General features: G+C 60.6%; 20 protein-coding genes and 1 pseudogene. 4 read left to right on the forward strand and 17 right to left on the reverse strand.

Annotated features, from left to right (window positions below):
• Positions 1-77: 77 nt before the first annotated feature.
• The 3 genes from ABRP86_RS03000 to ABRP86_RS03010 form a co-directional block, all read right to left on the reverse strand.
• The gene (locus ABRP86_RS03000) at positions 78-1,334 is read right to left on the reverse strand and encodes an ATP-binding protein (protein ID WP_349862394.1); all 1,257 of its coding nucleotides are present in this window, start codon (positions 1,332-1,334) and stop codon (positions 78-80) included.
• A gap of 91 nt (positions 1,335-1,425) precedes the next feature.
• The gene (locus tag ABRP86_RS03005) at positions 1,426-2,685 is read right to left on the reverse strand and encodes an FtsX-like permease family protein (RefSeq protein ID WP_349862396.1); all 1,260 of its coding nucleotides are present in this window, start codon (positions 2,683-2,685) and stop codon (positions 1,426-1,428) included.
• Positions 2,669-3,274, reverse strand: coding sequence for an ABC transporter ATP-binding protein (locus tag ABRP86_RS03010; RefSeq protein WP_349862398.1), 606 nt, complete (start codon positions 3,272-3,274; stop codon positions 2,669-2,671). Before ABRP86_RS03010 ends, ABRP86_RS03005 begins: the two co-directional genes overlap by 17 nt.
• A 112-nt stretch (positions 3,275-3,386) precedes the next feature.
• Here ABRP86_RS03010 and ABRP86_RS03015 point away from each other — a divergent pair, with 112 nt between their 5' ends.
• Positions 3,387-4,583 (forward strand): sensor histidine kinase, encoded by a 1,197-nt coding sequence (locus ABRP86_RS03015; protein WP_349862400.1) that lies wholly within the window; start codon positions 3,387-3,389, stop codon positions 4,581-4,583.
• Positions 4,580-5,215: a response regulator gene (locus ABRP86_RS03020; protein WP_349862401.1), complete on the forward strand. Its 636-nt coding sequence runs from the start codon at positions 4,580-4,582 to the stop codon at positions 5,213-5,215. Before ABRP86_RS03015 ends, ABRP86_RS03020 begins: the two co-directional genes overlap by 4 nt.
• Positions 5,216-5,226: 11 nt before the next feature.
• Here the strand turns inward: ABRP86_RS03020 and ABRP86_RS03025 are convergent, their stop codons facing one another.
• The 10 genes and pseudogenes from ABRP86_RS03025 to ABRP86_RS03070 form a co-directional block, all read right to left on the reverse strand.
• Entirely contained in the window at positions 5,227-5,655 is a 429-nt protein-coding gene (locus ABRP86_RS03025; protein ID WP_349862403.1) for a hypothetical protein, read from the reverse strand.
• Between the two features lie 89 nt (positions 5,656-5,744).
• Entirely contained in the window at positions 5,745-6,788 is a 1,044-nt protein-coding gene (tsaD, locus tag ABRP86_RS03030) for a tRNA (adenosine(37)-N6)-threonylcarbamoyltransferase complex transferase subunit TsaD (protein ID WP_349862404.1), read from the reverse strand.
• Complete coding sequence (rimI, locus tag ABRP86_RS03035) at positions 6,788-7,309, reverse strand: ribosomal protein S18-alanine N-acetyltransferase (RefSeq protein WP_239269055.1); 522 nt, start codon at positions 7,307-7,309, stop codon at positions 6,788-6,790. Before rimI ends, tsaD begins: the two co-directional genes overlap by 1 nt.
• A complete protein-coding gene (tsaB, locus tag ABRP86_RS03040; RefSeq protein ID WP_239269057.1) occupies positions 7,306-7,980 on the reverse strand; it encodes a tRNA (adenosine(37)-N6)-threonylcarbamoyltransferase complex dimerization subunit type 1 TsaB in 675 nt (224 codons plus the stop codon). Before tsaB ends, rimI begins: the two co-directional genes overlap by 4 nt.
• Positions 7,980-8,489: a hypothetical protein gene (locus ABRP86_RS03045; RefSeq protein WP_239269059.1), complete on the reverse strand. Its 510-nt coding sequence runs from the start codon at positions 8,487-8,489 to the stop codon at positions 7,980-7,982. Before ABRP86_RS03045 ends, tsaB begins: the two co-directional genes overlap by 1 nt.
• Positions 8,490-8,663: 174 nt before the next feature.
• Positions 8,664-10,253: an aspartate:alanine exchanger family transporter gene (locus ABRP86_RS03050; protein WP_349862406.1), complete on the reverse strand. Its 1,590-nt coding sequence runs from the start codon at positions 10,251-10,253 to the stop codon at positions 8,664-8,666.
• Positions 10,254-10,341: 88 nt separating this feature from the next.
• Positions 10,342-10,842 (reverse strand): tRNA (adenosine(37)-N6)-threonylcarbamoyltransferase complex ATPase subunit type 1 TsaE, encoded by a 501-nt coding sequence (gene tsaE / locus ABRP86_RS03055; protein WP_349862408.1) that lies wholly within the window; start codon positions 10,840-10,842, stop codon positions 10,342-10,344.
• Positions 10,832-11,929, reverse strand: coding sequence for an alanine racemase (gene alr / locus ABRP86_RS03060; RefSeq protein WP_239269065.1), 1,098 nt, complete (start codon positions 11,927-11,929; stop codon positions 10,832-10,834). Before alr ends, tsaE begins: the two co-directional genes overlap by 11 nt.
• Before the next feature lie 111 nt (positions 11,930-12,040).
• Positions 12,041-13,912: a glutamine--fructose-6-phosphate transaminase (isomerizing) gene (gene glmS, locus ABRP86_RS03065; RefSeq protein WP_005277153.1), complete on the reverse strand. Its 1,872-nt coding sequence runs from the start codon at positions 13,910-13,912 to the stop codon at positions 12,041-12,043.
• Between the two features lie 224 nt (positions 13,913-14,136).
• Positions 14,137-16,940: pseudogene (locus tag ABRP86_RS03070) on the reverse strand (FAD-binding and (Fe-S)-binding domain-containing protein).
• Between the two features lie 202 nt (positions 16,941-17,142).
• Between ABRP86_RS03070 and ABRP86_RS03075 the strand changes: the two are divergent.
• Positions 17,143-17,976 (forward strand): dienelactone hydrolase family protein, encoded by an 834-nt coding sequence (locus tag ABRP86_RS03075; RefSeq protein ID WP_349862411.1) that lies wholly within the window; start codon positions 17,143-17,145, stop codon positions 17,974-17,976.
• Between the two features lie 22 nt (positions 17,977-17,998).
• Here the strand turns inward: ABRP86_RS03075 and ABRP86_RS03080 are convergent, their stop codons facing one another.
• From ABRP86_RS03080 to glmM, 4 genes are all read right to left on the reverse strand, one after another.
• Positions 17,999-18,295 carry a hypothetical protein gene (locus tag ABRP86_RS03080; RefSeq protein WP_349862413.1) on the reverse strand — a complete coding sequence of 99 codons (297 nt, stop codon included), beginning with the start codon at positions 18,293-18,295 and terminating at the stop codon, positions 17,999-18,001.
• Positions 18,295-20,043, reverse strand: coding sequence for a hypothetical protein (locus ABRP86_RS03085; protein WP_349862415.1), 1,749 nt, complete (start codon positions 20,041-20,043; stop codon positions 18,295-18,297). The genes ABRP86_RS03080 and ABRP86_RS03085 overlap by 1 nt, the downstream gene beginning before the upstream one ends.
• Positions 20,043-20,357, reverse strand: a complete 315-nt coding sequence (locus ABRP86_RS03090; protein ID WP_349862417.1) for a hypothetical protein — start codon at positions 20,355-20,357, stop codon at positions 20,043-20,045. Before ABRP86_RS03090 ends, ABRP86_RS03085 begins: the two co-directional genes overlap by 1 nt.
• A gap of 96 nt (positions 20,358-20,453) precedes the next feature.
• Positions 20,454-21,797, reverse strand: a complete 1,344-nt coding sequence (glmM, locus tag ABRP86_RS03095; RefSeq protein WP_349862419.1) for a phosphoglucosamine mutase — start codon at positions 21,795-21,797, stop codon at positions 20,454-20,456.
• A 194-nt stretch (positions 21,798-21,991) separates the two neighbouring features.
• Here glmM and ABRP86_RS03100 point away from each other — a divergent pair, with 194 nt between their 5' ends.
• Entirely contained in the window at positions 21,992-23,653 is a 1,662-nt protein-coding gene (locus ABRP86_RS03100) for a BCCT family transporter (RefSeq protein WP_349862420.1), read from the forward strand.
• The last annotated feature ends 42 nt before the right edge of the window (positions 23,654-23,695 follow it).

The raw sequence follows: 23,695 nt of genomic DNA on the forward strand, positions 1-23,695 counted from the left end.
TCAAACAACCTGATTAGCACTCTACCCTCGTGACTGCTAACCCTCAACAACGACGCGACCCCCGTTGCCGAGCCGCGCTACGGTGCCAAGTGCGTCAGGGACACCACGTGTACTCCGCTCGGATGCCGAAAGCTCAGGTTTCCTCCCGTCACGATCATCAAGACGGGCGGGACCTCCCAATCAAAGCGTTCTGCAAAGGCCTGCAAATTGCTTGCCGCCTTCTCAATGATCTCTTGGCTTTGCCCCAATTTAATTTCTACGAAAACGGTCCTGCCCGCCAGCTCAAATACCGCATCTACTTCCAGCCCAGATGCGTCACGGGCATGAAAAATGCGCTTTCCACTTAACACCGCTAAGTCATGGACTACTTGGGATTCAAAAAGCTGCCCGGCAAAGGCAAGGTTGCGCAGCAACTTGTCCGGGGACGCGTCCACGGCAGCAGCGGCCAACGCCGGATCCGCCAGATGCCTCTTCGGTGCCGTTCGCAGGCTAGCCCGCGAGCGAAGATGGGAGGACCATGCCAATTGTTCTTCCACGATGAAGATGCGCTGCAACGCAGCAAGGTACTCGCTGACCGTAGCCCTTTGCGCACCAATATCGGTAGCAATAGAAGAAATGGACTGTTCTGTGGCTACCCCACGGGCAAGCGAACGAATAAGTGTCGTTACTTTTACCGGATCCCTTCGCACACCATCGGCGGCATTAATATCCACGTGAGCCACAGTATCGATATAACTGCGCAGATTCTCCTGCGCCGCCTCAACGGAATAATTCCGGTTTGCGGGCCAGCCTCCGTGCGCCATGCGCTTGATAATCCCTGCAACATCCACGACCGTTTCCCCATTCGACTGCGGGGATTCCTGAGCTACCAATTCGGCTAATGATACTGCGCCATTAGAATGCCCCGACTCATAAAAACTGAAGGTCTTCATCCGCAGCCTGGCGATACGCCCCGCACCCGAGTGCCTGGATTGTTCCTCCATTGGCGCAGTCGACCCAGTAAGAATGAACTGCCCAGGCGCTTGCCGGCGGTCAATCTCATGCCGCACCAAGTTCCACAACTGCGGTTTTTCTTGCCACTCATCAAAAACTCGCGGCGTATCCCCCTCCAACGCCAAATCCGGGACGGTGCTGAGCTGCATGTCGAGGTTTAAATCCGTATCCACCTGGACAAGACTGCCCGCAATTTGCCGAGCGGTCGCGGATTTCCCACAGCCCTTTGGGCCTTCTATCAACACTCCACCGGATCGCTGCAGGGCTCCATGAAGCCGCGAATCCTCTACTCGCGAAAGATAAACATAGCCTTCTTGACCAGTCATTTTAAACCCATCCATCAGTTTGAGTGCGTTTCACCCATCAGAATATCAGAGTTTCACCCATCAGTTTGAGCGCGTTCTACCCATCAGAATATCGGCGATTCATCCATCAGTTTATGCGGATCTGGGCGGTTGAGCGCAGGAATCCCGCGAGAATGAGCTTGACCGCGCACAGCGCAAGAAACATGGCGCCAAAAATAAGGCCGAACGGCCCCCACCACACCCCGGCAAGCCCTTCCCACAGCGCGCCCATCCCGGAATAAGAATCGGGATGCAGCAGGTGATTGAGCAGCACGACCACCGTCGCGCTCAAGGTGATGACTATGGCCGCGGCAGTAATAGTCAGGCAGAAGGCCTCGCCCACCTGCACCCGCGCCCACGCCGCCGGTGAGGCGCCGGCCAATCGCAGGCCGCGCACATCGCTGGCGATGCGCGAGCGCATAATAAGTGAGGTCAGCACCGCACCAACGATGCTCGGGGCCACCACTGGTCCGAGGAATGCCGCGAAGACTCGCCCCGATGACAAGGTGTCGAGGCTGTCCGTATCTTTGAGCATCATCACCCCAGAGCCCACCGCAACAATCAGGCCGCCGAGCAGCACCCACGGCACGATATGGGGCACGGAAAAGCGGCGGCGCACCCGCACATTGGCCCCGGCGATGCCGCACAGGCGCGTCCATTGGTCCAGGGCGGGCATCAGCCACGGCGTCATGAGTGCCACCAGGATGACCAGCCCCATGCACGCGGCGAGGCTATCACCAGGATCCTCTATTTGCAGGCAGCCGTAGACGGCACCGCCTACCAAACCAACGGCGACAAGGCAGCGCAGCACTACCCACACCGGGCGCGGTTCCACTCGCGGGCGAAAGACCCGGCGCAGCGGTATGAGGGCACCGCAGACAGCCGATGCCACGCAGACAGACACGGCGATGCGGATGACCAGCGGCGTAATGGCCAACTCCGGCATGGGAATGCCGTCGCTGCGAAAGGCCGCGGCCATGGGGTCGACCAATAGCCGCGCCGGGAAGGTCCCGATGAATGCCGCAATAGCGCTCACGGCACTCACCTGCCCCACGATGAAGCTATTGATCATCCACCCGGGCATGCCGATCATGCGCCACGAGCGGTACACGGGTTCGCGTTCCTCAATGATCAGCCGCATCTGCGACAGCGTGATCAACACGACCGCGCAGACCGCCATGCCCAGCACGGTGCCGCCGAGCGGCCCAGTGGGATCTTCGTCCGCGTCTGAGGTGGCCACCAGCATCGATACCGCCAGCGCACACGCGGCCGATGAGACCACCATGGTTAGCGCCACGGCGAGCCATGAGAGCCAATTGCTTTGTAAGTCCTTAAGCCACACCAGCATGGTTGGCCTCCTGGAGCTCAATGATGCGATCGGCGGCCTCCGCGGCAAGGTGCGAGTGGGTCACCATGACCACCGCAGCCCCGTCCCGTGCGGCGGTGCGCAGATGGGTGAGGACGAGCTGGGCGGTGGCATCGTCAAGCGCGCCCGTAGGCTCATCGGCAAAGATATACGGCGCACCGGCCAGCAAGGCCCGGGCGACGGCGACGCGCTGCTGCTGACCGCCGGACAGCTGCGCGGGCAGGCGGCGCTCCAGCCCGTCAAGCCCCAAAGACGCGAAGGTTTTCTGCACCGCGTCCCGAGTACAGCGCCGGCCGGAAAAGTGCGCGGTCAACGTGGCATTTTTGCGGGCGTTGAGCGATTCCAGCAGGTTATAGTCTTGGAATACGAAGGCGCGCTCCGTGCGGCCCGGCGCGTTGACCGTGCCGGAGCTGGGCTTATCCAGCCCGGATAGCAGGTTCAACAGCGTGGTCTTGCCGCTGCCGGATGTCCCCATAATCGCGACAAATTCCCCCGGCTCGATGCTTAGGTCCACCTCGGCGAGAGCGGTATGGCTCCCGTAGCGCTTGCTCAGATTCTGTGCTTTTAACATGCCTCCCATACCACCGGCTTGCCCTCGCACGCGCGATGGGGAAGGCTGCCCGAAAAATGGTGGGGCTAGCTCTACTGCCACCACCCCGGCGCGGCGGCTAGGCTGAACGGATATGCGAACTGTCAAGGCCAACGGGTGGAGCCTCGTCCTCGGAATCCTTGCCCTTCCGGGACTGGTGATTTCGGTGCTCATGCTGCCGTGGATTCCGCTGGTAGCCCGCGCCGCGGAGTTTATCGGCCGCTGTGGTGCGAGGTGGATGGGCGTTGATATTCCCCCACGGCGTGCCAATCGTTGGTTTGATTGGCAGCAGTTTTATCACCTTTTACTGCAACTTCTTATTTGCGCGTCCTGCTTTGCTAACTGGGTCTTTGTCGGTTTTGTCGCGGGCGTCCTGGTCATCGCGCCGTTTATTCCGCAGGCCGAATTCAGCGTCGGCGAGTGGTCCACTGATAATCGCCCACTGATTTTTGTCGTGTGTTGGCTCGCGGCCGCCGTGCTCCTCAGCTTACTGGTGGTGCTCAACCGCCTGCTGGTCAAGGCCTCCATTTCTTTAACCCGGCTCGCCCTGAGCCCCTCCGCACAGGAGTTGGCGGCCTCGCGCGCCACGCTTATTGATGCCTTTTCGGGCGAGCGCCGCCGCATCGAGCGCGAGCTTCACGATGGCCCGCAGCAGTACCTCACCGCGCTCAAGCTCAACCTGGCCGCGGCGAAACTCCAGTCCCCGCCCGAGGCTCAGCAGGCGCTTGCCGATGCCGAACATAACGCCACCCAAGCCCTATCCGCCCTGCGCGCTACCGTGCGCGGCATTGCGCCACAGGTGCTTTTCGATGACGGCCTCATCCCTGCCCTCGATGAGCTCTTGGCCCACAGCGGGCTCGACGCGGACCTGCACGTCGAAGGCGCGGAACGATCGGTTGGGGAAACGACGGCGCTGCTGGCCTACCACGCGGTAGCAGAGGCACTGACCAACGCCTCCACCCACGGCGCGGCCACCGCCGCCACCGTGTCCATCTCTTTTGGCGACGATCTTCGCCTGAGTGTCCGCGATAACGGCGCCGGCGGCGTCTCTACAGGAGGAGGCCCTAGCGCGTCTAGCACCGCGCATTCCCGTGTCGGTGCTGATACCACCGCCGACGCGACTGCCGGCGCGGACACCAGGAAGCCCGCGGGAACGACTGGGGGCACTGGCCTGGCCGGGCTGCGCGAGCGGGCCGCGGCGCTCGGCGGCAGCGTCGACTTCTCCCCCGCGCACAATGAGGGACAAGGAGCAACTTTAACCATGTCACTACCGCTAAAGGAGGCCCGATGAAACTCTTATTGGCAGAGGATTCTGCCCTCTTGCGCGCCGGGCTGGAACAGCTTTTAACGGCACTGGACCACAGCGTGACCGCCGTCAACGATGCGGAAGAATTGCGCGCCCGCGCGGCCAGCGATGACTTCGATCTGATCATTAGCGATGTCCGCATGCCGCCCACCATGAGCGATGATGGGCTGCGCGCGGTGCACGATGTGCGTGCAGCAGATCCGTCGCAGCCGGTGGTGGTGCTCAGCCAATACGTGGCGGCAAGCTACTTGGACCGGCTTTTAGAACACGGCGGATTCGGCTACCTGCTCAAGGAGCGCGTATCCGATGTGGACGAATTCGTGTACACCCTTGAGGAAGTGGCAGGCGGCGGCACCGTCGTTGACCCAGAGGTGGTCACCGCCCTGCTCTCCGCGCGGCGCACGGGGCTGAGCCAATTAACCGCCCGCGAGCGCGAGGTATTGGGGCTTATGGCGCAGGGCTTGAGCAATCAAGAAATCGAAGGCAAGCTGGTCTTAACCGCTGGGGCGGTAAGCAAGCACGTCTCCAATGTTTTTCTCAAGCTCGGGTTTCGGCCAGAAGACGCCAATCGCCGCGTCAAGGCCGTGCTGATGTGGCTGCGCCACACCGAACGCTAAAGGATGGGTGCTTATGCGCTCTTCGTGGAGTTGATGACCGCCGCGCGCCAGAGCGTGTACTCGTCAGGAAAATCCTCGCGGTAGTTTTGCACCGCGCGGATGCCGTGCTCGACGGAAGCGATGACCTCATCGATGGAGTCCTCCTCGCCCTCTGCATCCACGAAGATGACCGGGCCGCTAATAGCACGGATGGGATCCTGCAAAAAGGCGGAGTTTCCCGTGTCCGCGGCATTGCGCGCCAGGGATGCAACCGGGTTGGGCTCGGCGCCTTCCTGCTTGGCTTCTGGGTTATACAGCGCGGCGTAGGTCGTGCCGTCATCTTGAAAGACGACGGAGACGCGATCCTCGGTGGTGCCGCCCAAGAACTGGTTGGCGTGTTCTAATTCGAACTCGATTTTCCGGCGGGTGAGATCGGGGTTGACGAGGAAACCAACGGTCATGAGAGAAAGCTCCTTTAAAGCCGAGAGGGCGTGAACGCGTTAAACGTTACCGCCGACTCCCCCACCCCGCAGTGCGAGGAAGAAGAACTTTAGGTTAACTGCGGCTCTTCCACATCCAGTTGCGTATCGGTGCCAATACCCAGGCTTGACGGCGCAGCCCCCTCATGAATGAGCTGGGCGCCGAGGGCTGCAATCATCACGCCGTTATCGGTACACAGGTTAAACCGCGGCACGCGCAGCTCCACCCCGGCGGCGCCGCAGCGCTCGGCGGCCAGCTCCCGCAGCCGGGAATTGGCCACCACGCCACCACCGAGCAGGAGCACCTTCGCCCCGGTATCCTCGCAGGCGCGAATGGCCTTGGCGGTGAGCACATCGGCCACGGCCTCTTGGAACGAGGCGCATACATCCTCCACGGAGATGGTCTCGCCGGCCTTTTCGGCGCGCTCCACATAGCGCGCAACGGAGGTCTTCAATCCCGAGAAGGAAAAATCATGCCGGTGCTCGCCGCGCAGGTCCTCGGCGCGCGACATGCCGCGCGGGAAATCGATGGTGGGTTTTCCGCGGGCGGCCAGCTTATCGATGACCGGCCCACCCGGGTAACCCAGCCCTAGGAGGCGGGAGACTTTGTCGTAGGCCTCACCGGCGGCATCGTCAAGCGTGGAGCCCAACTCGCGCATGGGCTTTCCCACGGCCTCGACCTCGAGCAGCTGGGTATGCCCGCCGGAGACCAGCAGCGCGACCGAGTGCGGCAGGCTCTCGCCCTCGAGGTTGGCCACGGCCACGTGGCCGCCGAGGTGATTGACGCCATAAAAGGGCACGCCCCACGCGGCGGCATAAGCCTTGGCAGCGGAAGCGCCGACGAGCAGGGCGCCGGCCAGGCCCGGGCCCACGGTGGCGGCAATGGCATCGGGCTTATCGATGCCCGCCTCATCCAACGCCGCCCGCATCACCTGCGGCATGGCCTCCAGGTGCGCGCGGGAGGCGATTTCTGGCACGACGCCGCCAAAGCGCGCGTGCTGCTGCATCGACGAAGCAACGGCATTGGCGATAATCTCCATGTGGCCGTTCTGATCTAGCTCGACGATGCCCACCCCGGTCTCATCGCAGGAGGACTCGATGCCCATGACCTTCATTACTGCTCCTTTGCTTCGCGCTGGCTTGCTTGTGGCGACTGGCTGGCGCGCACCATGACGTGCGCATCCGCGCCGGAGGGCTGGTAATAATTGCGGCGGATTCCCTCGATACTAAAGCCATAGCGACGGTATAGCTCGATGGCGGGATCGTTTCCCACCCGCACCTCTAAAAAGATGGGCGCGCTTTTTAAGTCCGCGATATAGCAAATATTGTGCATCATCATGCGCGCGATGCCGCGGCGCTGGGCCTTAGGATCGACGCCGATGGTATGAATTTCAAACTCTGGATCTGCGGCTGGACCCATCATGCCGATGCCGGCATAGCCCAAGAGGACCGGCTCCTCGTCGCCTTCTGAGGCTGCGGGATCGAGGGTGCCTTCCACCCCGAGGTAAAAGTTGAAGGGCTGGGCCATTTCTTGCTCAAATACCGATTCCGTCCACGGGGTTTCACCGGGAAATAGCACCTTTTCCAGCTCGGCGCAGCGCGGGGCATCGGCGGGGGTGAGCTCGCGGAGGTTCACAGGCGCACCTCTGGAATGGCCGCAGAAAGCTGCTGCTTTTTGGGCGGGACCGCATCGGGGCGACGCAGGTACCTGGGCACGAACGGCGCCGGATCCGCGTCAAGCCGCGCGACGGCCACCAGGCCCTCGGCGGTGGGTGCGGCCTCGCTGCGTGGCAGCGCGGCGAGTTCTTCCGGCAGCTGGTCGGCCAGCTTCTCAGGGATTACCACCTGCGCGATATCCTGCACAGAAAGCTCCCCCGGCTTCGATACGTCTGGGCCAGCCAGGCGTTGCCCCGCGCGGTAGGTGGCCCAATAAATTTCCTTGCGGCGGGCATCGGTGGCGACCAGCGCCGCGTCCTTTTCCTCGGCCCCCGCTAACGCGGCGTGCGCGATGGCATCGTGGGTGCAGACGCCGTGGAGGGGGATGGAGAGGGCATCGGCAAGCGCCTGCGCCGTGGCCATGCCGACGCGCAAGCCGGTAAAGGGGCCAGGGCCCACGCCCGCCACGATGGCATCGAGGTTGCCGAGCTCCAGGCCGGCCTCGCTCATCACCTCGAGGATGGTGGGCATGAGCCGTTCATTATGCGCGCGCGTATCGGCCAGAACGCGCTGCGTCAGCTGCCCAGACTCGGTGTCGACTACCCCGGTGACCAGGGCGGTCGTCGCCGTATCGATGGCCAGGACGCGCATTAGCCGACCAGCTTCCACACGCCGTCTTCGCTCTGGAAGGCCAGCGGCTGGGAGCCCTGAACCAGCGGAACCCCGCCGTCTAGGCCGTGGCCCTGCTGCTCCATGGCCTTAACCTGCGCATTGATCGTTTCGCAGACCTCAACCTCGGAGGAATCCAGTTCCTCTACATAGGGATCGACGCTGTGGCCCAGCGCCATGACGTAGCTCTTGCCCTCAGGAACGACGCCGTCCTCAAAGGTGATGTCATCAGGGTTCGGGGCGGCTTCCTTGACCTTGTCTTCCGCCATGCCCGGGCAGATGAAGCCGATGGCGCTGTAGTCCGCGCCGTAGACATCAGAAGGAATGAGCGACATTACCTCAAGGTTCCGCGGGGCATGCTGCAAGGTGTTGGTGAGGTTGCCCTCCAGGGAATCCTCATCACGCAGGGTAGCCCCTGCAACGAGCACCATCATCACAATGATAAATAGCGCGATAATGGTCGTGGTTAGGTTGCGAGCAAATTTAGTCATGGGGTGAGTAACGCTCCTCGGGTCAAGGGGGTCCTATATGTACATATGGTGAAGTGATTGTCAGTTCTATTACCGAGGCTACTCGGCGGCCAACAAGCACTCACCCACTGGGTAGTGCCTGCCAGTGTAGGCGGCTTACCCAGTGGGTGAATAATTAGCGCGGGACATACGGGGCTAAAGCAATAACAATAGCAGCACCTGAGCGGCGATAATCTTGCCAATGATGGTGGTTGGATACACCGTTGCCCAGCCGCGCCCGGCAAGCTCCGTACCGGTTTGGCCCCGGATATAAGCAAACACGGCAGGGTTCGTGGTCATGCCGGCCGCACAGCCCATGGCCTCGTCCCACTTCAAGCGCAGCACCAGCATGCCGATGACCCCGATGAGGATGGCCGATACCAAGGTAATGATAAAGCCAACGCCGATGATGGTCAGCGAGGACGGATCCGTCAGCGCATCGCGGAACGATGCGCCTGCCGATGTCCCCACGCCCGCCAGGAAGAGCGTCAGCCCCAGGTTCGAAAGTGTTTCCCTGGTATGGAAGGGCATCTGCCAATTGATGGGGCCGGTGCGGTTCAGGTAGCCGAGGAATAGGCCGACCACGACGGGGCCGCCGCCAAAGCCCAGCTGCAGGGTCGATCCTCCCGGCATGGGGATGGGGATAAGGCCCAGCAACATACCCAAGGTCAAACCGATGGACATGGATAAGAGGTCAGCGTTGCCAAGCGCCGATTCGGAATCGCCCAAGTACTTGCGCACTTCGCGCACGTGGTGCGAGCTACAGACCACGCGCACGCGGTCGGAGTAATTCAACACCATATCCGGGTGCGGGACCGCATCGCTATCGCCCTTGCGCACACGCGCGATGATAAAACCGTGCTCGAGCGCATCGATATCGCGGATGCGCTTGCCAGCAACCTTGGGGTTGGACACGGTCACGCGCTTATACTGCAAGCCAGCCTCGGGGGTGAGCTCGACGGGATATTCCTCACCGAGCACCTCAATAGCGCCGGCGACGTCCTTCTCGGAGCCATTAATAAGGAATGCTTCGCCCTTGCGCAAGGGCATATCCGGGTGCGCCAGGCGGTGGTGCTCCATATCGGAGATCTCGCGGGTGGCCACCACGGTGTACCCGGTGACGCGGTACAGGTGCCCTGCCGTATCCGGGAAGTCTTTGGTCAACCGCACGCCTTTAGCCACCAGCGGGGCGGGAATCATCCCCTCTTCTTTGGCATCCGCCTCGTGGTCTACCTTCAGGATCTTCGCGCCGATGGCGGCGACTAGGATCGCACCGATGACCGCGCCCGGGTAAGCCAGCGAATAGCCGACGACCGGGGTGGAGTTGCCCAGCATATCCACCACCGCCGCCATACCTGGGGTGGACGAAAGCGAACCGGCAAACATACCGGCGGCTACATCGGTATCGAGGCCAAAGACGCGGATGAGTCCAAAGCCCACGCCCACGAGCAGGACCAACATACCGAGCATAAAGACGGTCAGTTTCCAGCCACGGGTAGCAAATTCGCGGACGAACGACGGCCCGAAGTTCAGGCCAATGGCATAGACAAAGATGGCCAAGCCGAATTGATACACCAGCGGTGGAATCTGGATATCCGGGTTGGCGGTAGAAAGCCCGAGGGCCACGAACATCGCTGCCGCAGCGCCAAGAGAGATGCCAAAAAATTTGATTTTACCGATGGCCAAACCAATGGCCATGATGGCAAAAAGGGCGAGCAGAGGACTAGAGGCTAGGAGATCTAACACCCTTTAAGGATCCCGCACCTTAAATACCTAAAGCAACTTGACGTCCTAAGATATCCATCACTTATACCTTCAAATTAATGAGACCTACCTAATCATTGTGGCGCCACGACCAGCTAACGCGCCGCACGTCCTCATCGGCACCGGCAAACTCCGCCGGTTCGCGGTCGATGCTGATAAAGAGGTATCTATCTGCAATCTGTTCGATGAGGCCGCCGCCCCATTCGGCGACGACGACGGCATCGGCAAGCTCGGTGTCCAAGTCCAAGGCATCCAGCTCCCCCAAGGGATCGCCGGAATTGGCCCCGCCCCCATCCAAGAGGCGGTACGCATCCACGTGCACCAAGTCCGGTCCCCCAACCCGGGAGCGGTGCACGCGGGCAATAACAAACGTGGGCGAGGTAATCCGGCCCTTGACCTGCATGCCCTGGGCTATGCCTTGGGTGAAGGTGGTTTTGCCCGCACCCAATGGGCCATCCAAGATGACGACATCGCCGGCTTCCAGCGCGGCGCCCAGTTCCTTGCCGCAGGCGTGGGTTTGTTCCACCGTTGCCAGATCGCGGGTTCCAGACTCCGGAAAATTACTGTGCATCGGCCCCTCCTATGTATTCGCGTTCGGTGCGGCCGGTGGGCCGGCACACCACTTCATAGTTGATGGTGCCCACGGCATCAGCAAGCTCGGTGGCAGACATGCCGCCCTGGCCAAAGATGGTGGCCTCATCACCGGAGGCAATGCCGTGTGGATTTTCTCCTAGATCCACCACAATTTGGTCCATGCACACCCGGCCTACCTGGGGATAGAGCCGCCCGCCGATGCCCACCTGAAGGTGGCCCTGGTACGCCCGCGGCAGGCCATCGGCATAGCCACAATCCACCGTGGCCAGGAAACCTGGCTTATCCGCGCTCCACGTGCGCCCGTAGCTGGTAGCTTCGCCCTTTTCGATGGGCTTGAGCCCGAAGACATTTCCGGACCAGGTCATTGCCGGACGCAGGCCATGGTCCCGCCCAGCGATGGGCTCGAGCCCGTAGCACGCGAGACCGACGCGCACCTGGTCAAAGTGCGCCGATGGGCGCGAGAGCGTGGCTGGTGAGTTGGCCAAATGATTGACCGGGCACTCCAGCCCAGCCGCGTGCGCCGCATCCAGGGCGCGCCGAAACTCTTCTTCCTGGGCGTCATTATGGGCGTTATCCGGATCGTCCGCGCAAGCAAAGTGGGACATGAGGCCTAGGACGGTGATATGCGGGGCATCCCGCAGCAGTGCAAAGACCTCATCCCAGTCCGCCTTATCCACCCCAGAGCGGTGCATTCCGGTTTCGACCTTGATATAGACCTCGGCGGGAATTTCCGCTTCCACCAGCTTCCGCGCCTGCGCCGGGGAATTGACCGCAATCTGGATGCCAGAGGCTAGGGCCTCTTCTAGCACCTGATCCGTCTGCCAGATCCATGCCGCGATGGGTGAGTCCACCCCCATGCGCCGCAGCCGCACTGCTTCTGTCAGCGTGGCGACGCCAATGGAATCCGCCCCTGCTTCCAGCATCACGGGCACGACCCTTTCTACCCCGTGCCCGTAAGCATCCGCCTTCACCACGCACATCAGCTTGACGTCCGGGCCGATCTTCTCCTTAATCAGCCGCACATTATGCGCGATGGCAGCAAGGTCAATTGTGGTTTTCAGCATGCCACTATTGTGCCACTTTCCACCCGCGCGCTGAATTTACTGCAGATATGCACAAGACCCCTCTCCCACCTGTGCAAAAAGGACGAGAAAGGGGTCAGAACCGCCGGAAGATTATTCCACGGTCACGGACTTGGCCAGGTTGCGCGGCTGGTCAACGTCATAGCCCTTGGACTTTGCCACGTGCGCGGCAAAGATCTGCAGAGGCACCGTAGCAAGGAGCGGCTGCATCAACGTCGGTGCCTTAGGCACGCGGATGACGTGGTTAGCGTAATCCTCTACCGCGGTATCGCCTTCTTCTGCGATCACGATGGTGATGGCACCGCGGGCGCGGATTTCCTGGATATTGGATACCACCTTGGAGTGCAGCGAATCGCGCCCGCGCGGGGAGGGGACGATGACAAAGACCGGCTGGCCCTCCTCAATCAGCGCGATCGGGCCGTGCTTGAGCTCGCCTGCGGCAAAGCCCTCTGCGTGCAGGTAGGCGATCTCCTTGAGCTTCAGCGCACCTTCAAGGGCAACCGGGAAGCCCACGTGGCGGCCCAAAAAGAGCACGGATTCCGCATCCTTCATGGAGTTAGCCAGGCCGGCTACCTGCTGTTCTTCATCGATGACGCTTTGTACCTTATCCGGCATATTGCGCAGCTCAGCAAGAACCCCCTGAATTTCATCAGAGAACATATTGCCGCGCAGCTGTGCCAGGTACAGGCCCAGCAGGTAGGTCGCGGTAATCTGCGCCAAGAAAGCCTTGGTTGAGGCCACCGCGATTTCGGGACCCGCGTGGGTGTAGAGCGCCGCATCGGATTCGCGCGGAATGGACGAGCCCTGCGTATTGCAGATGGCGATGACCTTCGCTCCCTGCTGGCGGGCGTGGCGCACGGCCATCAGGGTATCCATGGTCTCGCCGGACTGGGACAAGGCCACGACCAAGGTCTTCTCGTTGACGATCGGATCGCGGTAGCGGAACTCGTGGGCGAGCTCGACCTCGGTGGGGATGCGGCACCAGTGCTCGATGGCGTACCGCGCCACATGGCCGGCATAGGCCGCCGTGCCGCAGGCGATCACGATGATCTTATCGATGGACTTTAAGACCGATTCATCGATGCGCAAGTCATCCAAGGTCAGCTGGCCCTGCTCATCAAAGCGGCCCAACAGGGTATCGCGCACGGCGGCGGGCTGATCGTGGATTTCCTTTTCCATGAAGGAATCGAAACCGCCCTTTTCAGCGGCGGCCGCATCCCATTTGATCTCAAAGGACTTGCCCTCGGTGGGGTTGCCGTCGTAGTCAGTAATGACGACATCGTCAGCAGTGATGGTGACCACCTGGTCATTGTCCATTTCCACTGCGGACTTGGTGTAGTCAATAAAGCCCGAGACGTCAGAGCCCAAGAAGTTCTCGCCCTCGCCCAAGCCGATGACCAGGGGCGAATCGCGGCGGGCGGCAACGATGCGATCCGGCTGGTCAGCGTGAATGGCCAGCAGGGTAAACGCACCGTCGAGGCGCTGGGCGGTCAGCTGCATTGCCTTGGTGAGATCCCCTGCGGCGTCGTTGTGGAAAACATCACCAAGCAAGGCCGCGGCAACTTCGGTATCGGTTTCAGAAACGAAGTTATAGCCCTTGTTCAACAGCTCGGTGCGCAGCTCCGCGAAGTTTTCGATGATGCCGTTGTGCACCACGGCCAGCTTGCCGCCGTCAACGACGTGCGGGTGCGCATTGAGATCGGTCGGACCACCGTGGGTGGCCCAACGGGTGTGCCCGATTCCCAACACGGAATCCTTCAGCGGACGGGCTGCGATCTCATCATCCAAGGCAGCAACCTTGCCCGCCTTCTTCCGCCAGCTAATCTCCCCATCGGCGTACATCGCCACACCAGCGGAGTCATAGCCGCGGTATTCCAGTCTGTGCAGACCTTCCACGACTACATCCAGAGCGAAGTATTCGCGGTCACCGCTAGCGTGACCAACATATCCAACAATTCCACACATAAAAAGGAATCCTACCTCATTGGTCAACACGAACCGGGGGTTGGACCAAGGGCCTGTTATTTATGGCCGCATACTAATTCGGGCCGTTTATAGTTACTGAAAACTGGCCTGCACACCGCTAGTTTTCGCGCCCTCGGTGAGCAACCCTCCCGCACTGCAGCTGACCGGGGACGCGGGAGAAGAGGGGCATCGGCAAGCAGCCGCGCCCCTTCCCTGCCGGACCGTTAGCGGGTAGCGCGCTCTAGTATCTCAAGAACATGGTGGTAATCCTCGCCGGTGGCACGGGTCATGCCCAGCTCACATGTGCGGTTGGTCGAGGCGTGATACTGCGCGCCCAGCTCCGTGACCTGGGCGGCCTCGGCGCGGGTGGCGGACTCCGTAAGCTCTGGGTGGAGCATGCCGCGGTCGCCGGCATAACCACAGCAATTCCAGGCGGTAGGGATATGCACCTCCGTGGCTGCGGCCCGGGCGACCTTTTCAACATCGCCCATCATGCCGAGCTGGAACGCCGAACAGGTCGGGTGAATCGTCATGGAATCGACCGGCTGGGTGGTCTCGAGGCGCGGCAGCAGCGTATCGGCGGTAAAGCTCAGCGCATCGATGACGGTAATGCCGATGGATTCCAGCATTTCCTGAAAGCCCGCGGTACAACTGGACGCATCCACGATCACGGGCAGGCGGGCGTTATCGGTGGCCTCCATAATGCTCTCGCGCACGCGCTGTTCCATGATGTCGTGGCCGTTGCGCATGCCCTTTGAGGACCACGGCGTTCCGCAGCAGAGCTTTTCGATGCCCCTGGGAACCTCCAGCGCGATCCCCGCCCTCTCCAAGACGGTAATGAAGGCCTCCGTGGCACCCATGCCCTCGCCTTGTGGGGCGAACATGGAGTTTACGCAGGCTGGAAGGTAAATTCCCGCGGTCGCAGCGTAGCGATCGCCCACGCGCCCGGCCAGGCGCTCGCGGGACTTGCCGCCCTTTCCTAACTCCGGCTGGTATCCCGGCACGGTATCGGGGCCGATGAGCGAGCGGGCGACGTCGGTGACCTTCGTGACCAACTGCGCCGGCAACATGTGCGCGCCGGTAAGCGCCGTTGCGGCACCGCGGCTGGTGACCTGCCAATTCTTGGCGGCGGTAGACCAGACCTTTTCCTCGGCGGCCCCAGCATTCTCGTGGCGCAGCTTCTTGATGAATTTACCGGTATCAATGCCCACCGGGCAGGCGGTTAAACACATGGAATCCACGGCGCACGTATCGATGCCCATGTACTCATAGGCCTCATCGAGTTCTGCAACCAAGTGCGTATCGCCACTTTCCTGCGCCCGCTGGCGGGCACGGCGCACCACGATGCGCTGGCGCGGGGTCAAGGTGAGATCCCTCGACGGGCAGACCGGCTCGCAATAGCCGCACTCAACGCACGGGTCGATTTCCTCTTCCACCGTGGGGTTGAGCTTGATATTTGTAATGTGCGCATCGGGGTCATCGTCCAGAATCACCCCCGGGTTCATCGTGCCTGCGGGATCGCAGGCACGCTTGAGCTGCTGCATGACCTCGTAGAGCTCATCGCCGTACTGGCGGCGCACATACGGAGCCATGGCGCGGCCGGTGCCGTGTTCAGCCTTGAGGTTTCCCTCTGCCGAAAGCACCAAATCCACCATTTCTTCATTGAAGTTGTTGTAGCGGCCAATGGCGCTATCGCCTTCGAAGCGATCCGTTAGAAGGAAGTGGATATTGCCATCTTTCGCGTGGCCGAAAATGACCGCATCGTCGTAAGAATAGCGGGTAAAAAGCTCCTGCAAGGAGGAACAGGTATCGGCCAAATCGCCCACCGGCACCACAACGTCTTCCAAGAGCGCCGTGGTTCCTGAGGGCCTTGCTTCTGCCACCTGGGCATACAGGCCCTTGCGGAAATTCCACGCGGCGGTGCGGGTGGGAATATCGGCAGAAAACTCCGCCGGCGATTGCAGGTCCAATTCACGCAAAAGGGACGAGCCCTTGTTCTCTTTTTCCCGCAGCTCTTCCTTGTCATCGGATTGGTACTCGATGAGCAGCGCGGCCTGCGAATCCACATCGAAACCAGTAATGGCCTGCGGGACCTTATCAAAGCCTTGGCCCACGCGAATGGAGGCAGAATCCATCAGCTCCAGGGTGGCGGCACCGGTCTCCACCAGGGAAGGCAATGCCTTCGTAGCGGCGGAGAGATTATTAAAGACCGCCACGGTGGTCGTCGTGAGCGCAGAGATGGACACGGTGCGAAAGACCGCTTCCGCGATAAATGCGAGTGTTCCTTCGGAGCCCACCAACAGGTGCTCAAAAAGCTTGACGGGGCTATCAAAATCCAGGAAGGAATTAAGCCCGTAGCCCATCGTATTTTTCAGCTGGAAGTGGCGGCGGATGATATCTACTGATTCCTGGTTATCGCGCACGCGGCGCTGCAGGCGGATGAGCGTATCCACCAGCTCGGGTTCTTGTGCCTGGAATTGCCGGTCCGCATCCGCGTCCGCAGTATTGATCACCGTGCCAGAAGGCAAGACAAAGGTCAGCGATTCCAAGGTGTTATAGGTATTGAATTCGGTGCCGCAGGCCATGCCGGAGGAATTATTCGCCACCACGCCGCCGATGGTGCAGGCCGCTTCGCTGGCCGGGTCTGGGCCGAGCTTGCGGTTGCGCAGCCCCAAACGCGCATTGACCTGGCGCACGGTGGCCCCTGGCTGCACGCGCACCCGCTTGCCGTCATCGAGGACTTCAATGCCCCGGAAATGCTTGCGCACATCCACTAAGTAGCCCTCGCCGGAGGCCTGACCGGCCAGGGAGGTACCGCCCGAGCGCAAGGTCACCGGAATACCTTGTGCCGCCCTGCCTTGAAAATGGCGGCCACGTGTTCTGCCGAGCGCGCTTCAATAACGGTCTTCGGGGTGTAGAGGTAGTGCGAGGCATCGGAGGCATAGGCCACCCTGTCGATGATGCCGGTCTTTACCTCCGGCCCATCCTGCGGAAATAATTGGTCGATCTTAGGGGTGCCGGTAGTCATATGCGGCGACCTGCCTTCCCAGAGAAGCATAGAAAATGTTACCTAGTGCACATTTTCGCCTGATTTCTCGCCGCCGTGCAAGTAAGGCAACCCATATAACTTCGGCACCGCGTACCCCTTTTGGCCTCTGCGAATCCCCCGCATGTGCCACTCGCCACCCCTTGCCACCAGCACGGGGTGATCTTCATCTATCCTAGAATGCGTGTCTGCGAATTTGAATAAACACTTAGGAACGTTATCGAAGCGTGGCCGCAACCGCGTGCTGGTTGGCGACCTCGATTATGCGGGTATTACCGGTAAGGTTTATACCCCTGCGGAAGGCCAAGGCCTGCCCGCCGTCGCCTTTGGCCACGATTGGATGCACAAAATCAAGGATTACCACGCCACGCTGCGCCACCTGGCCAGCTGGGGCATCGTCGTGGTCGCCCCCAATTCTGAGACCGGCATGTTCCCCGATCACCGCAACTTGTCTGCAGACATGGAATCCGCGTTGCAGATCGCCGCTGGGGTAAAACTCGGAACCGGCAATATCACCGTATCGCCGGGCAAGCTCGGCATGGTAGGCCACGGCATGGGCGGCGGCACTGCGGTTTTGAGCGCGGTTGATAACCCGAAGGTCAAGGCCGTCGCCGCAATTTATCCCGCCGTAACCGCCCCGTCCGCCGTCGAGGCCGCCCGCAGCCTCGATACGCCGGGCTTGGTCATTGGCTCTGGGCGCGATGACATTTTCAATGCCGGAAACCCCGCCAAGCTGGCCTATAACTGGCGCGGCCAGGTGGCCTACCGGGCCATCGATAAGGGCACGCAGGCCGGCTTTAGCGAAGATCGCTTCCGCAAATTGGCCATCGGTTCCGGTGCCTTCCAATCCGGCCCCACCGAAATCGCCCGCGGCCTCGTCACCGGCTTCTTGCTCTCCACCCTCGCCGGCGAGTCCGCCTATGACGGCTTTGCGGATCCTAAGGCGAGCGCGAAGAAGGTAGAAAGCTTGACCGGCGATGAACTGGCCGAGCGCGCCGGCGTGACCCGCGATGACTAAAAGCTAATTCGCTGAACTAGACCTATCCACGTCGCAGCACAGATTTCACCTGCCCCGATGCGTTATTGACACGCGTTGGGGCAGCAGCATTTTGGCCGCTTCTGCCACCACGGCGCCACGTTCCAGCAGCTGCTTGCCGATGCCCCACCGCATTGCCGTCCCTTCCCCCATGCTGCTCATTTTTGGCCTGTTGGACGGCCTTGGCCGTGGACTTTTCTAGCTCGTCTTGGGCCTTAGCCAGGCTTTTTTCAAATTCCAGCATGCGTCGCGCGGTGCGCTCGCGAAACCCCTGCGCGAATTCTGCAAAATCGTTATTCATTACCACTGCCCTGCCTTTCGTGCAGTCACGGATGGTTCATCTGAGCTTGGCTCTGGTGCAGGCTCAGGGGCTGGGGCTGGGGTCGGGGCCTGTGGCTGTGCAGGTTCCGGTGCCTGCGCTGGTGCAGGCTCAGGTTGAGGCTGCGGTTCTGGTGCAGGTGCTCCAGCTCCAGCGGCTTCTGCTGCCTGCAGGTGCTGTACCTTTTCTGGTGGCGGGGTCGGTTCTTCCACCTGGGAAAGCTCCGGAGGTGGCTCAATGGTTCCATCTTCCGGGCATGGTTCAGGCTCGGGTGCGGGCTGCGGCTCAGGTTCTGGGCACGGCTCCGGCTCCGGTTCCGGTTCAGGTGCGGGCTCGGGTTCCGGCTCAGGCGCAGGTTCAGGTTCCGGTTCAGGCTCTGGGCAGTCGGCATCCACGATGTTTTCCAGGCACTCCGCGGCACCCTCAATGATGAGTCCTACGCCCACCAGAGCGATTCCTGCACCGACGATTCCCAAGCTGCCGCTGCAAGAGGACTCGATGTCACAAGCTGCATCTTCTTCCACTGCAGCCGGTGATGTTGGTTCCTCCTCGCACTCAGTATCCTCCGGCACAGGCTCAGGTACTGGGTCCTGTTCTGGCTGCGGTGCGGGCTGTTCCCGTTGTTCTGGTGGGCAGTCTTGTGGTTTGGGTTCCGGCTCAGGATCCGGCGCCGGTTCCGCGTGCGCCGGGGTGGTCGTGGACTCGTTCTGTCGAGGCGGCTCGTTTACGAAACCGCGGCACTGTTGGCACTGGCACCCGGAAGGGTGCTGCTCAGGTGCGGGTTCAGGAGCCGGCTTTGGAGCCCGTCCTGGTTTCGGCTCCGGTTGCGGCTCGGGAGCTGGTTTCGGCTCGGGTGCGGGTTGTGGTTGCGGTGCCGGTTTCGGATCTGGCTTCGGGTCTGGCTTTGGCTCTGGCATCGGTTCCGGCTTGGGCGGGCACTCAGCGGTGGATGCGGGCTGCGTTGGCTGCGCTGGCTGTGGCGGGGTGGAGTCGGTGCCGCCCCCGCCATCGGGCATCGGGCGCGTGGAAGCTGGCGTATCTGGGCACTTTTCCACTGGCGGTGGGCAGGCATCCTCTTCGGCCTCTGCCGGCTCAGGACATTCCTCAGGCAGAGGACGCTCGGAGACGCATTTGCAGCGCGACTCAAACTCGTCGTAACAGGATTCAATGGCATCATCGCGGTCCCGGCACGTGCTGGCGATGGAGTCATTGGTGTCATCGATGATTTTCGAACCAATGGTGGAGACGATGGGAATAATGAACTTGGCCAGCGGGTGCCTGGTAGCCACCATGGACAAGATATTGAGCAGCGGGATGACCGCGGAAATCAGCTCGGTGAGTGCGGTGTCGGAGGTATCGACGACATCGGAAATAGCGCCCGAGCATTGCTTGGCAGAGTCAGTAAGCTGCTTGCCTTCATCGCGGTGGATATCAAAATCTTTTTGAATGCCGGTCAGGTGCTCGCGCAAGGTTCCATGGGCAACATCGGAGTCATCCGTGCGCAGGAAATCCGCAAGCCCTTTCCCGCCGCCATGCGGGAGATTTCCTCCCACCGCGGAAATGGTATGGCGCATTATGTTTTGTGGGGCGATTCCATCTACCGCGCTGATGAGCTCACCCAGAAGCCCCAATGGCATGCTGGGACCGGAATAATGTCCCAAGCAGGCCAATTGGAACTGCGAAATGGCGGCGGAATAATCCCCTAAAAGCGATTTAGTCAGCGTACTCACTAGTTCGCAGCCTTTCCGCTCTCTCCTGCAAAGGAGCGGCTAAAGCCGGCATCATACGTGGCGAATGCACGCATCTGATCGTGCGCTGCCTGGCCTGTGGCAGAGATATTGTCTAAGCGCCACGTTCCATTGGCATGAATGCGCGCGAGGATGCTGCGGATGCGCTCCCCGTGCCCGGAAAAATTTCGCCCTGCCGCGGCAATAGGAAAGTCTGGAACGTCGGCGCGGTGCGCCTGGCGCTGTTCATCATTGGCGCTTATAGCTTGTTGTAGTGCGGACATCGCCTCTGCGGGGCGAAGAAAAACCTCAGACATCGGTATAAATCCCCAAATCCATATGCGGTAAGTGTGCTCACCTTCATTGGACTGGGGTTTATACCAAATGGTTCCCGGTACTTCTTATTTTCCTGCCTATACCGAGGCGACGACGGCAGAAAGTCTGCCTGCCACCTTGCGGGCGTGTTCCTCTTCAGCTGCTTCCACCATGACGCGGAACAGCTCTTCGGTGCCAGACGGGCGCAGCAGCACGCGGCCGGTTTCCCCGAGCTCTTCTTCTGCCTCCACGATGGCTTGCTTGACCTCGACAGAATCCATGATCGCGGCCTTATTGGATACCGGAACGTTGATGAGCACCTGCGGCAATACGGTCATCACGGAGGCCAATTCCTTCAGGCTCTTTCCGGACTTGGCCATGCGCGCCATGATGGAAAGGCCGGTGAGGGTGCCATCGCCGGTAGTGGAGTCATCGGGAAGCACGACGTGCCCGGATTGCTCGCCGCCCAGGGAGAAATCGCCGCGGTGGAGTTCTTCAAGCACATAGCGATCGCCCACCGCCGCGTGGCGAACTTCAATGCCTTGCTTTTCCATGGCGAGAGTCAGGCCGAGGTTGGACATGACCGTGGCCACGAGCGTGTTAAAGCGCAGGTCATTGTCTTCCTTCATGCCTACCGCGAGCAGCGCCATGATCTGATCGCCATCGACCACGTTGCCTTCGGCATCGACGGCGAGGCAGCGGTCCGCATCGCCATCGTGGGCAAGGCCCAAATCGGCACCGTGCTCGAGCACTGCTGCCTGGGCTTTTTCGATATGGGTAGAGCCACAGTTCTCGTTGATATTAAAGGCATTAGGCCGGTGGTAGATCGGGATAACCTCAGCGCCTGCTGCTTCATAGGCGCTGGGAGCGACCTTAGACGCCGCGCCATTGGCCGTATCCACGACTACCTTGATGCCGCTCAAGTCAGTGGATACGACCTCCTTCAGATGCTCTAGGTAGCGCTCACGCCCATCGGGAGCCTCCGAGATAATCCGGCCCAACTTGGTGCCCGTTGGGCCTTCCTCAACGAGGTTATCCATCGCGGCCTGAATCTCATCTTCCACGCTATCCGGCAGCTTCTTGCCGCCAGCGGAGAAGAACTTAATGCCATTATCTGGCATCGGGTTATGGGAGGCAGAGATCATCACACCGAGATCCGCTCCGTAATCATCCGTCAAAAAGGCGATGGCTGGGGTAGGAAGCACCCCCACGCGCACCACGTCCACACCGCGTGACGCCAAGCCTGCGGCGATAGCGGCATCGAGCATTTCACCCGATACGCGGGGATCACGTCCGATGATTGCCAAGGGGCGACGTTCATAAGATTCACGCTGCGCAGTAAAGACTTCTGCAGCCGCTTGCCCCAGCGTCAAGGCCAAAATGGGAGTCAGCTTTTTATTCGCGAGGCCGCGAACACCATCGGTTCCAAATAGTCGAGTCATGCAGACAATTATGCCTTGTAGGACCCGCCGGTTGCATGTTTGGGCATCGGCAAGCGGGCTAATTAAGTAACCAACATCACGAAAAATGTCCTTGTGGCGAAAAGCTAAATTTGCTTTAAGTCGTACTTTTCGGCATTTATATGAAATTATTAGCTAGGTTATACTTCACTCTTTTGCCTTAGAGAGGATCAACGATGAACGAACCTAGATCTTCAGGTGACAAGTCACCTGAAACTACCTCGCAGAAGGCACGGTCAGCCATTGCGAAAGCCGCTTCTGGGGAACGCGCTATTCATCCAGCCCTCATCCCCGGAGTAAGTGTCGAAAACACCCGCGCCGATTTTAAGACCAATAAAACGGTCTTTGCGGTGGCCTTGGCATCCACATTTGCCGTTATCCTATGGGCCATCATCGCCCCAGATAATCTGGCTAGCACAGGAAGCACCATGCGAGCGTGGGTCGTCCAAAACTTTGGATGGCTATTTACGATCATCATGATTGCCACCACGGCATTCCTGCTGACAATCGCTATCGCCCCAACCGGAAAAATTAAGCTCGGCGCCGATGATTCCAAGCCCGATTTCTCCCGGAACGCCTGGATCGCCATGCTCTTTGCCGCTGGTATGGGAATCGGCCTGGTCTTCTACGGCCCGATGGAGCCGCTTGCCCTATTCTTGACTCCACCGCCGTATCTCTCCGGCGTCGAATCCGGCAGCCAAGAGGCCATCCTCCCGGCCTTTGCCCAGGCAGTACTTCACCACGCTACGTTGCCGTGGATGATCTTTGCACTGGTCGGCGGCGCGCTTGCCTATGCCGCTTATCGACGCGGCCGTATCCCGCTTATTTCCTCGCTCTTTGAGCCTCTCATTACGGATTCGAATAACCGAGTATTTGGAAAGATCGTCGATATCTTCGCGGTTTTGGTCACCCTCTTCGGCACGGCCACCTCGTTGGGTATCGGCGCGCTGCAGATCCGCACGGGAACCTCGATTCTTACCGGCAAGCCCCTCGAAGGAAACGGCATCATGGTGGTGATCATTACGATCCTCACCATCCTTTTCATCCTTTCCGCAATGTCCGGTATCAAGCGCGGCATCCGCATCCTGTCCAATATCAACATGGGCTTGGTCATCGGACTCGCGGTCTTCGTGCTCATCACCGGGCCGACGCTCTACATCCTGGATCTGATTCCCGCATCCCTGCTGCAGTTCTTCAAGCACTTCGAAGACATGATGTCCCTGTCCGCCTCCCAGGGTGAGCCGGAAAAGGAATTCGTCACCGCATGGACCATGCTGTACTGGGCGTGGTGGATTTCCTGGTCGCCCTTCGTCGGCATGTTCATCGCGAAGATTTCCCGCGGCCGCACCATCCGCGAATTCGTCTTCGTCATCATGCTCGTGCCTACCACCCTGTCGCTTTTCTGGTACGTCATCTTTGGTGCCACTGCAATCAAGACCCACCTGGATGGAGACGGAATCGAGATTGAAGGTTCCGGCGAGAATGTGATGTTCGATCTCATGAGATCGCTGCCCCTATCCAGCATCACCACGGTCATCGTCCTCCTTGCTGTGGTGGTCTTCTTCAATACGGCTGCTGACTCCGCTACCAACGTCATGGGCTCCATGTCCCAATCAGGTCGACCAATCCCCTCGACGTCGATTTCCGTTATTTGGGGCGTTGCCCTGGGTGGCATTTCCTTGTCCCTGCTCCTTATCGCCGGCAAGGATGCCCTGAGCGGCCTGCAATCCATCATGGTCTCCAGTTCGCTGCCGTTTACCTTCATCCTCATCGGCATCATGGTGGCGTGGGGTAAGGACCTGGCGAGAGTGTCTAATGGTTTGTGTGTGGGAACCTAACCCGCATAAGGAGATGAACCAGAATGACTACTATGGCGAGAC

It is taken from the genome of Corynebacterium sp. KPL3927 (genome assembly GCF_040225835.1).
In the GTDB taxonomy this organism is placed as follows: Bacteria; Actinomycetota; Actinomycetes; order Mycobacteriales; family Mycobacteriaceae; genus Corynebacterium.